Raw genomic sequence first — 10,800 nt, 5'->3', positions numbered from 1 at the left:
TAATTTTATTGAAGTCAATCATGTGGAAATGTATTTAAATATTTGAATTTCAGACACTTAAATATACTTACATTTCCTTTGATTGGCAAATCTATTCTCAATTATTAATCGAACTCAGGTTGTCAGGATACTATTTTCAAAGCTGATAATCAGGTAATGATTACCCATATAAGCTTTTCTTCCTTTCGGCGGCTCGTAATGCTCCGCAAGGTCTTCACGTGTCAGACGCTGGCGCGATGACATAAAAGGTATAGGATAAAAAAACATTTCAGACGGAATGATTACCGCCTCTTTTCTTTTTTGGCAGGCATAATCATTCTTTTGTTTGTTCTACTTCATTACTGTTACTTATTTCGGTGCGTAGAGAATTTATCCAGTCAAGACAAAGACTTTCTGCTAATTCCACGAATGCGGCAACCTTTTCTAAAATATTGATAGCATCCGTTTCGTCTATTTTAAAATTCTCCTTATAACGTGCATTGCCATAACTGTCCCGAAGGATTTGAAATAATCTTTCAGACTCTTTATCGCCAGGTAGAAATAAGTTCATGGGTTGTTCCGAAATGAACCGGCACAGGTTTAAAAGCCGCGCAATATTATGTAAGTCTATCCTGTAACCAGTATGCACTTTTATGATTGCGATGCAAGCCTGCTCGACTGCCTGATGCAGCGAAAAAACGCCATTTTCAATGAACTTTTCATTTCGGATGCAGATAGACGCACTATGTAAAAAGCCCGATGCCATTCTGATATGATCGTGAAATCGTTTTTCAGCTTTTTCGAGTGTAGTAGCTGGGTTGAGTTTCGGCACTTCAACATCAAGAAATGTTTCCTTATCATGATACAATGCAATGCCTTTAAATGCGGTGACAAAAAAGCGGTTACCTTGCCCTATGGCGTTGCGGGCACTTTCAAAGCTGTGAGATATAGCAGTTACCTTAAAGGTTTTAAAGTGATTATTAATGTAGTCCTGTATTTCATGTTCCACCCGTTCTGAACCTTTTGTTATGAATAATAGAAAGTGGTGCAGGTCTATATCAACGCCGGAACTTAAATTACCAAAAGCATTAAAGTCGTTTGTAATATTGTTTTTTCGGGCAAAGCAAAAGATATGGGACAGATTGTACTTTTCAGCAACTTTGTGGATTAATTCATCCATTTCTTTCCCTTGTTCCTCTGTACCATAATGGTCATCTACCAAGTCCTCAATTGGAAATTCCCGGTTGAGTGCCGCTTCTAAAACCATTATGCGTTCATGGGCCTGTGCTAACAACCGTTTGTAAGCCGTTTCTATCACCGTATCGATTTCCATAGTGATGCCTGCTATGGTGATACTTGACCCATTAAAGATTACAATATTCATCACCGAGCCATTGAAAAAATTAATGTTGTTCATATTCATCGAATTTTGATTATCGTTCAAATCAAAATTCAATTGTATGTGGTGCGTATCGAACTCAAACCGTGAGTGATTTACTTGTTAGGGCGTTATCTTTACCATTACATTTTCTTTGTATATTTGATTTATGGAAACATCTGCCAAACCATCGAACAATCATATTGGTCGAAAGATCAGCCGTATCAGAGAACTAAGAGGCATCAAACAAGAAACTTTAGCAGTTGAGTTGGGTGTTAGTCAACAAAGTGTGTCTCGGATTGAGCAAACTGAAGTGCTGGAAGACGATGTTTTAGAAAAAGTTGCCGTTGTATTAGGCGTAACTCCTGATGCAATAAAAAATTTCAGTGAAGAAGCGGTGTTTAATTACTTTAACAATTTCCACGATAGCAGTTCAGGTGATTTTCACCATCACTGTACTTTTAATCCTTTAGATAAACTAATGGAATTGGTAGAAGAAAATAAGAAACTTTACGAGCGGTTATTACAGGCTGAAAAAGAAAAAAACGAACTGCCAAAAAGCAAATAACAAGTGTTGGTTTAAAAACATTACATTGCCAACATCTAAAAGGACAATTCTTTTGTCCAATTGTGATAAGGTTTCCTCTAAAAATACATTGGAATCTTTTCTTAAATTCGCTTTAATGCAACCTTTTGATTCTTTAAAGCATCTCCCTGTTATGAGATTATATTTTCTTTTTACCGTCATTTTACTATCCGTTACTATAAGATCTTACGCTATCGTCGTTGATACTACTGTTACAGAAAAGCATTTTTCCAAAACGCAATTAAATGATGATGTATCTTATTTGATTAAAACTGTAGCAGATGTACACCCAGACATGTTCCACGCTGTTAGTAAAAGCAAGTATCAAATGGTGACGGATAGTGTTAGAAACACTTTTTTTGACGATATGACCGGAGAACAAGCCTGGCCTGCTATATCTCGCCTGATTGGTGTATTAAATGAGGGACACAGTGTTTTTAACTATCCCGACGACATCGGAGATCAATTAAAAAGTGGCAAAAGTATTTTGTTCCCGGTAATTATAAAGGAGTTTAACGGTGTCAACCTCATTGTGCGGGCCGACGCGTCAAAAGAAAATAAGTTACAAACTGGCGACCAGATCGTTAGCATTAACGGGATAACTTCTGTAAAGCTCATTGATACGTTGAGCGGCTATGCAGGAGGCCTTAAGCAATATCGTTCATTAGATGTTTGCAGAAATTTAGTAGTGTATTTATACTTATATCATATCAACGGCCCGTATGAAATTAATTATCTCCGCGATGGAAAGATTTATCATTCCACTTTGAGTTCCTCTACCTGGTCAGCATTTACTACCCGTGTTTCAGAAATAGCCAAAACCCTACCGAAATCTTTGCCCAAAGTCGACCATTCATTTTATATTTCGGAAAAAAACGTCGCTAATCTTACTTTAAATTCTCTAACTGCTAAGCCGGCCATCTTTAAAAATTTTATTGATTCTTGTTTTACAATAATCAAAAATAGCCCGACAAAGAAACTTATCATTGATCTAAGAAATAACGGCGGCGGAAATTCTGTACTGGCAGAAATATTGTTAGGCTACATTACTGAAAGACCATTCCGTATGACTGGCGGTGTTAAGTGGAAGGTCAGCCAGGATTATAAGGATCGAATTAGAGGCGATACATCACAAAGAATGAGCTATTATTTAAATGCAAAGAATGGAACTTTAATCGAGAACAAGGGTGGCAACGTACAAAAGCCTATTGCGAACCCGGTTCGCTATCACGGTAAAGTATGGGTATTAATTGGCCCCCGCACTTTTTCCAGCGCAAATATGTTAGCTAATACCATACAGGATTACAAACTTGCCAAGCTAATTGGCGAACCATCAGGAGAACCGGCTAACGATTATGGTGAACTTATCGTTATTAAACTTCCAAATACGGGATTTAACTTTACGACATCCACGAAACAGTTTGTAAGAGCAAATGGGAATGCAAAAGACCAGCATCCGGTTATCCCTGATTATCTGATTAGTCATAACCCCCTATCACCAATAGATGAAGTACTTGATTTTGCCAATAAAAATTAAAACACGACTGTCTATAGTTAACACATTTTTTTTGCTGAAGCTTTGCAAGTATTTGTTGCTAAAAATAAGTTTCCTCTGCGTTCTCATGGAACAAGCCTGGATGCTATCTACAGTTTTGGCAGCTTAGGTTTCAGACTTTTTATTCTATTACCTTTTCCGTCCTTTTAGTTCGTTTAAATATTATCAGTTTGCGGCCATGATAGTTTTGCGGCATAATACAACGCTGCTTTTGCCTGTAAGTCCACAAAATGGGCAATACCTTTTTCCTGATAAACAGTTAATGTTTCCAGTGTCTTGTACACCACTTTAAGTAATCTTCTTGCAACAGCAACAATGGCCTTCTGTGCTTTCATTCGCTTACGTAGCTTGTCAAATAAGGCATGCCAATAGGAATCTTTCATACGAACCGCAGCCCATGCCGCACCAACAATTGCAACTCTTAAATAACTATTGCCCTTTTTAATTGCAGTGTTTTTTCGTTTACCCGCACTCTCGTTGTTGCCAGGTGCAATACCGCACCAGGCCGTAAAATGATCTGCTGTTGGAAAACGGCTCATATCTTTTCCAGCCTCACTTATGATGATCTCTGCTGATTTGACACCTATGCCACTGATGCTATCAAGACATTCAAAGGCTTGTGCATAATGTTCACTGATGATCTCCGTGATTGATTTATCTAAAAAATCTACTTGTTTTTGCACATGGTCATAATCTTCCAATAACATTTGAAGTTGAGTATGGTGATAGGTTTGAAGTGTACCATCCAAAGCTTTTATCAACTGTTCTTTCTTCGCTTTTACTCTACCTCTGGCACAATTGAGAAGTTGTTCCTGATCAGTAACTCCTTTGGCCAATAGTCGTATCATATCCATAGCTGATAAAGTATGAATCGAACTGATGACAGAGCGAAGTTTGATGTTATTGCTTTCCAGTATCTTAAGTAGGCGGTTCCTTATTCGGTTGAGCTGCCATGTATAAAAAAGGCGATTACGGCAATAATCTCTGATTATGCGCTGGGTACTATCAGGCATAAAACTTGGCCTAACTAAACCGTGTAGTAATAATGTACAAAGCCATTTTGCATCCTTGCGATCAGTCTTTCGCTTAGGCATCTGCTTAATATGAACTGGATTTGCCACAATGACTTCGATACAAGCTTCTGTAAGTATGGCATATAAACTCATCCAATAAATGCCCGTGCTTTCCATCAGACAATGATGGATGTCGTTCTCCTGTAACCAATCTCTGATCTCTTTAAGTTCACAAGTGTAAGTACCAAATTCACGGAACTCCTGATTGCTGCCATCCTTACAAGAGATAAAGCCGACGATCTTGTCTTTGTGCATATCCAAACCGCAGGCTCTGTCCAATTGAGGCATAATGTTTACATCTTCAATTACATGTTGTTTCATAAATATCCTCCGTTGATTATCTATGAAATACATTTTTATGAGCCCGGGTGTTTTTCTAAATCATAATACTTAGGTTAAAGTCCCCAAACAGCGAGTGTAAGGGGACTTTGTTTTTATGACTGATTTCAATAACTATTAAGCTACTTATTTCCTGTTTTGAAATAGGCGGTATCCATAGCGGATAAAGTTCTTTTTTTAGCAATTTGCTTTAGGTAAATCCATGCCCTTTGATAATGGGCTGATTGCTCGCTTTGCATATGCTGGCCGTATGCATCAATTGCTTTGCCGCCTAAAGAATATAAGTAGGTTATAACTACTAAGCATATCCCCCAGGGAATAAGCCTGCCAAATACTATTTTATAGTATTGCCCCTGGTTGGTTTCGGGGAACAATAAAATGCGTAATTGTTTAGTGGCAGATATAGGCGCCTTGCTCAATTTTTCATAGATCTGTTTAAGCAAGGTCAATTCCTCATTCTGTTTGACGTTCTGCTTGATTTCTCTTACTTCGGTAAGTATGGTATTTATCGGAACTGAATAATCAGGAACTGGATTTTCGGTGATTCTTGTTACTTGCTTTTCCATCTCGGTATACTTTTTCACAAGATTATCTACAATCTCGTCGTTGCCATCCATTCTTTGGTTTAGTTCATCTATTTCTTTCATCTTGATATTCCTCTGCTTTGTTGTTGTTCATTTTTCTTTCGACGCTTTCTTTCCGGGCTATCATCATCGTCGGCTATATTGCCAAGTAAGTCACCTAATAAATCTGCTCCTGCTGATAGCGATTGCCTCAAGTAATGGGTTTCTGGCTCCGGCTTTAAATATGTGGTTTGTTCGGTCTTATCCTGACTTCCTTTTTCTTGCTTTGCATTTTCCATCACTTCTCTCAGTTGATCCGCCAAGCTCTTTTCCTGTTTAACCTGCTGTTGCTCTATGGCTTGGCTAAGTTTCGAATAACTCAAACTGCGGTCAATCTCTGATCCTTTAAATTTATATTCGCCTTTGCTGAAACTAATGCCCTGCACCTCTGTAGTGCCGCTTTTATATTTCAAGTGGGTAACAATACCTTGTTTAGCCAATACCTGCTTTAGCTCATTGATATTTTTTACTTTTTTGCTGGCCGCCCTTATGGCATCAAATAATTCATATTTGATCTTGTCCTCACCTTTAAGCTGTTGTCGGTTAACCTTTTCCTTACCCGGTGAGATATAAAGGCCATGCTTTAAGGTCAATTCTTTAGCTACCAGTACATTCCTCTGCTTTTGAAAATTGTCCGATATAGTTTTACCATTGTTGCTCAACCGGTTGTAAACGATGTGAATATGCGGATGATCTTTGTCCCGGTGCTTTACAATTAAATACTGCGTGTCCTGTATTTTCATTTTTTGCAGATACTCTTTCGCCAACATCACCATTACCTCATCGTTCAACTTAGCGGCATCGTTAATGCTCCAGCTTAAAGCAATATGGCCAACAGCTTTTCCTAAATTAGGATTGTACTTTCGTTGCAGGTTAAAATCATTGATGATCTGGTTAACCTGCTGCATTCTCACGCCCGCGGCGTCAAGTATCACCGCATCATTTTTTTGAACCACGTAGCGAATGCACCCGCCAAAACTTCTACCCGTTATCACTTTCCCTATCATGGTTATTGAGATGTTTTAAAGTAATATCTATCTCGTTCAAAATTTTAGCGCAATCCCTTACTACCGTTAATAGTCCAAGTTGATGCGCAAGCTTTGTTAACTGGTTTAAGTTATTGGCCAGCTCCGCAAGCATCCAAAGGATGCGCCGCTCATCGTCCGTTAATCTCGGAACCACCTTTGCGCTTTTAGCGGCTGCCCTTATCCAACTGCTTGAACGCATCCCGGCAGTTTTGGCTTTATTGTCGATAAAAAAGCGCTCGGTCGCGGTCATCCTAATACGTATAATCAACTCCCGTTTAACCCTTTTCTTCGGCGCACCTCCTTTATTTTTTGGTTGTTTTACCTCTTGTTTGTTAGTTGTCTTTACTGTCGCTTCCATCTGTTAACTCCTTACTCTTTCTTCAATTTTTCCTTTTGCAACCAGCGGGCGCAAAAGGCAAGTTTGCCCGGTGCCGTAGGCATCCGGGATGTTTTTGTGGCAACAAAAACACAAACTTGCTTCTTATCGGCAAATGCCTTTTGTTAACGGCCTCCGGCCGGTATAGACAACTATACAGCTATACCGCAAGCGGTATGTTTTGCCGCTCTTTTTACCAAAGCTTCGCTTTGGTCTTCGCCTGTTGCTTTTTCCGATGCTTCGCATCGGAGCTGCTTTTTTCCCTCACCTGGCGTTGCCCTCCAATAGCTTTTCAATGTCTTCTAACTTGTAATAAAGCAGCCCTCCGATCTTGGTATAACGGAGTGTTCCGTTAACTCTTAAATTCTGTAAGGTGCCCGGCGAAATGTTTAATAGCTTCCTGATTTCATAGCTTTTCAGCCATTGTTTACTTTGACCCTGACCGGGTTTTATTAGACCCTTGATTTCGCCTAACAAATTTTCTATCCTCCGTAAATCATCTTTGGTGATAAATTCGATGTTCATCTTTCCCTCCTTGTTAACTTTTAATTTTTTGTTGCATAATTGCGAGTACCTCGCTCATTTTGAAATAGACCCGTTTGTGCAGACGCAAAAAGGGTAATCCCTTTTTCATCCAGTCCGTTACTGTCACTAATGACACTCCTAATTCTTCAGACAGTTCTTTCTTGGATAATAGCCGCTCATTGACCTGTGCGGGCGGGCTATCGCCTTTCTTAAAATGTTCCTGTAATTCTGCCCTGACTGCATCCCTGATGCAATGACTTAGGGCATCGTAATTGATTATTTCCATGCCGCAAATGAAAGCAGAAAAGCAGCGCAAGGCTGACCTCCAAAAATTTGGAGGTCAAAATGGAGTGGTTATTGGAAAGATTAATTAACAACTAATGGGTTATAATACAATTAGTTGTTAAATGATGGGGATTATTATATAGCTTGCAAAGTAGTCTTTTTACAAACTTCTTTTTTTTGCCGGAACGATGGTAAAGAGCTTGTCTTTTTGAGGTATGTCCTTATACTTGGTAAGATCGGCGTTATTCTCCGGCGGGAAATAACGTTTAACGCTCTCCATGCTGATTTCTTTACCTCCGGCTCTAAAGTACTTAGCAATCATTTTACTCCAAATATTCAGCGTGGTAGCATTGGCCAGTTCTTTATTATCGTTCAGTTTTAGTTCCCTAATCTGTAACATCAGGTGATAGAGTGTTTTATGCCTACCCACGCGAATGTCGATATAGTCTTTAGTTTCCAGTTCCCGGAGTTTTTTATTTTCCTCTTTAAGCTTTTTGTTTTCAGCGTTCAGCTTTGCAATTTCTTCCAGTTGACGTTTGATAGTCTCCAGGTCAGTTGACTGGATAAACCATTGATCAAGCGTGTTCAGATATTCTAAAAATTCCTGTAATTGCATACGGTTCTGTCGCTCCCTTGCATGTTTTGAGGTGTAGCGGTTTTTATTGACAAGCTCGCTTATGGCATCAGTTATGATTTGCTTGACGTGAACAAAAAACTCCTGTTCATTTGCATCTGAGTAACGGCCCAAAAAGAAGTTAAGCTGGTATTGATAAAAAGGTTCGTATTGCTCTTTATTTTTCTTATACAAACGAAAAAGAAAGTGATTGTCTTCGTTGCCTTTCGTCCACGGCAAAGGGAAACCAACATCATTGGTTTGCTGATCGAAGTCGAATAAAGCTCTATGCTTAAAATACTGTGGCCTCATAGCGCTTTGGTAGATTAATAATAAATCAAGCTAATAGTCAACTGGCCTTAAACAAGGCTTCTATTTTCTCCGTACTGGTACTGCTGGTAAAGCCAGTCTATATACTAGCTAATTCCTGTTTAACAGCGTTTTCATCGTCCTGTTTTTTTAGAATTAAGCCGTTATGGGTTAATACAATACTTTCATCCGTACCTAAATTAACAAGTGTAGTTAAATAGCGGTCGTATAGGTCTTCCCTGCTGAAAAAGCCATCGGGTGGATTCTTAACATCGTAGCTCGTGAGGGCTTTAATCGCTTCCAGTCTATTTAATTGTTCTTCCTGGTCATCTTTTGGAAAGCCTATAATATCTAAAACAATTTCGTGATTATTGATGCGCAGATTGTCTATTTCAACGCCGAGATCGCTTAGTTTGCCTACGAACGAGGCTAATTTATATTGCTCGAATAACAAGTTTACAAGGTGCTTTTTCAAAGTGAACGATTTTATAGATAAAGCTACCGAAACAGTTACTAAAAACAAAACCCTGCACTTTTAGGTGTAGGGCTTTGTGTTAGCTTTTGTGGTTAGGCTTGCAGCCGCTTACTAAGCTGCGCCATATCATCTGTTAATTTGCTTTCTACCACCTTAGCATAAATTTGTGTTGTGGTCAGTTTGCTGTGCCCTAACAATTTACTTACAGTTTCTATAGGTACGCCATTGGTCAATGTTACCGTTGTCGCGAATGTATGCCGGGCAATATGAAAGGTAAGGGGTTTGGTAATGTCGCACGTATCAGCAATTTCCTTTAAATAGCTGTTTAGCTTTTGATTACTTAGCGTAGGTAATACCTTGCCCTCGGCTAATGCTTGAGGATGCCCTTTATATTTTTCAATGATCGCTAAGGCTTTAGGTAACAAAGGTACTCTTACCGGTTCGTTTGTCTTCTGCCTGTTGGTAGCAATCCAAATGTTATTCTCGGATTTCGTTATCAGGTTAGCAGGCGTTAAATTAAACACATCAATATAAGCCAGTCCTGTATAGCAACTGAAAACAAAAAGATCTTGAACTACCTGTAACCGTACAATGTTGAATTTCTTGGCTTCAATCCTTGCCAATTCGTCTTTGGTTAGGTATTCACGTTCTACCTTATCAAATTTCAACTGGTAAGCGTGAAAAGGGTTGCGGTCTATCCATTCCAACCTTACAGCAAGATTGATCATCTTGCAAAACCTTTCAATATGTTTCATCAGGCCATTGTTATTTAGGGCTTTTTGGCCTTTCTCCGGCGTTCTGTTGCGCAGGTAGTACTCGAAGTCCGTAATAAACTTATAGCTTAATTCTGATAGGTATTTATCGTTGGTTTTAAAGCGCTCTTTGATGAACTCTTTAATATACTTCTGCGTAGTATAATAGTTTTTCATCGTGCCTGCCTCCAATAGCTGCCCTTGATCTGAATTATGATATTCCATTAATTTACATAGTGTAAACTCGGCCTGATCGCCCCCAGTAACCTTTTCTTTTAAGAGTTCAACGGTGATAAATTTTTTCTGCAATAAAAGCTGTTGGTAGCTGTCAATAATTCCGGCCTTAAATTGGTCAAGGTACTTATTCAGTTTAACGGTTTCTTCGCGGCTGCCCTTTGCCATTCCTTTAGTAGCGTTCCAGTTATTTTCCTCAATAGAGCGTTTAACAGAAATTTCGATACGCTTGCCGTTTACTGTAATGCGGGCATAAATCGGTGATTTTCCCGCTTGGGTGGTCTTTTGCTTTTTAAGGTAAAAAGCAACGCCGAAGGTGTTGTTTGTGGTACTCATAGCTATTTCAATTAATAATTTACAAAAGCATGGTTTTGACTGATTTGATATGTCCCTTGAAAAAGGGTCACCGGTCTGAATAAAAAACAGATATCAAACCGTATCAAAATGTGTCAAAAAAAAACTAATTAATTAATTGACTATCAATACGTTATAATGCTTTTGGTGACCCAAACGTAAGAATTTAAAATGGGTAACCGAATAGGTCTCATTTTGGATCAAGGAGAAAAGTTGGGGGGAAGAAAAGATTAAGCATAGATTTTAGCAAGTCTGAAGAGGAAAAAGGTAGTATCTCTAACGCCTCTTGAAGTAGCCCTGAAAGCCTTGATTTTTG

12 protein-coding genes are annotated in these 10,800 nt (G+C 38.9%); 2 read left to right on the top strand and 10 right to left on the bottom strand.

What is annotated here, in order from left to right; genetic code table 11:
- Positions 1-313 precede the first annotated feature (313 nt).
- A complete protein-coding gene (locus E2R66_RS27810) occupies positions 314-1,396 on the bottom strand; it encodes a HEPN domain-containing protein (RefSeq protein ID WP_158288533.1) in 1,083 nt (360 codons plus the stop codon).
- Between the two features lie 130 nt (positions 1,397-1,526).
- On the opposite strand from E2R66_RS27810, the gene E2R66_RS27805 reads away from it, so the two are divergent.
- Both E2R66_RS27805 and E2R66_RS27800 read left to right on the top strand, forming a co-directional pair.
- On the top strand, positions 1,527-1,925 hold the full coding sequence (locus E2R66_RS27805) for a helix-turn-helix domain-containing protein (protein ID WP_133237099.1): 399 nt from the start codon (positions 1,527-1,529) through the stop codon (positions 1,923-1,925).
- Positions 1,926-1,950: 25 nt separating this feature from the next.
- Positions 1,951-3,480 (top strand): S41 family peptidase, encoded by a 1,530-nt coding sequence (locus tag E2R66_RS27800; protein ID WP_158288532.1) that lies wholly within the window; start codon positions 1,951-1,953, stop codon positions 3,478-3,480.
- Between the two features lie 173 nt (positions 3,481-3,653).
- Here E2R66_RS27800 and E2R66_RS27795 read toward each other — a convergent pair whose 3' ends face one another.
- From E2R66_RS27795 to E2R66_RS27755, 9 genes are all read right to left on the bottom strand, one after another.
- Positions 3,654-4,892, bottom strand: coding sequence for an IS110 family RNA-guided transposase (locus E2R66_RS27795; protein WP_158288531.1), 1,239 nt, complete (start codon positions 4,890-4,892; stop codon positions 3,654-3,656).
- A gap of 140 nt (positions 4,893-5,032) precedes the next feature.
- Positions 5,033-5,557 carry a hypothetical protein gene (locus tag E2R66_RS27790; RefSeq protein WP_133237093.1) on the bottom strand — a complete coding sequence of 175 codons (525 nt, stop codon included), beginning with the start codon at positions 5,555-5,557 and terminating at the stop codon, positions 5,033-5,035.
- Positions 5,554-6,540, bottom strand: coding sequence for a relaxase/mobilization nuclease domain-containing protein (locus E2R66_RS27785; RefSeq protein WP_133237091.1), 987 nt, complete (start codon positions 6,538-6,540; stop codon positions 5,554-5,556). Before E2R66_RS27785 ends, E2R66_RS27790 begins: the two co-directional genes overlap by 4 nt.
- On the bottom strand, positions 6,515-6,919 hold the full coding sequence (locus tag E2R66_RS27780) for a plasmid mobilization protein (RefSeq protein WP_133237089.1): 405 nt from the start codon (positions 6,917-6,919) through the stop codon (positions 6,515-6,517). Before E2R66_RS27780 ends, E2R66_RS27785 begins: the two co-directional genes overlap by 26 nt.
- 282 nt (positions 6,920-7,201) lie before the next feature.
- Entirely contained in the window at positions 7,202-7,462 is a 261-nt protein-coding gene (locus tag E2R66_RS27775) for a helix-turn-helix domain-containing protein (RefSeq protein ID WP_133237087.1), read from the bottom strand.
- A gap of 13 nt (positions 7,463-7,475) precedes the next feature.
- Positions 7,476-7,748, bottom strand: coding sequence for a helix-turn-helix transcriptional regulator (locus tag E2R66_RS27770; protein ID WP_133237085.1), 273 nt, complete (start codon positions 7,746-7,748; stop codon positions 7,476-7,478).
- A gap of 159 nt (positions 7,749-7,907) precedes the next feature.
- Complete coding sequence (locus E2R66_RS27765) at positions 7,908-8,672, bottom strand: hypothetical protein (RefSeq protein WP_133237083.1); 765 nt, start codon at positions 8,670-8,672, stop codon at positions 7,908-7,910.
- A gap of 97 nt (positions 8,673-8,769) precedes the next feature.
- Positions 8,770-9,144: a hypothetical protein gene (locus E2R66_RS27760; protein ID WP_133237081.1), complete on the bottom strand. Its 375-nt coding sequence runs from the start codon at positions 9,142-9,144 to the stop codon at positions 8,770-8,772.
- A 92-nt stretch (positions 9,145-9,236) separates the two neighbouring features.
- On the bottom strand, positions 9,237-10,466 hold the full coding sequence (locus tag E2R66_RS27755; RefSeq protein WP_133237079.1) for a site-specific integrase: 1,230 nt from the start codon (positions 10,464-10,466) through the stop codon (positions 9,237-9,239).
- Between the last annotated feature and the right edge of the window lie 334 nt (positions 10,467-10,800).

The organism is Mucilaginibacter psychrotolerans, assembly GCF_004519315.1.
GTDB classification, from domain to species: Bacteria; Bacteroidota; Bacteroidia; order Sphingobacteriales; family Sphingobacteriaceae; genus Mucilaginibacter; species Mucilaginibacter psychrotolerans.
The sequence above is the reverse complement of the archived record's forward strand: the minus strand, read 5'-3'. Positions and strand labels throughout refer to the sequence as shown.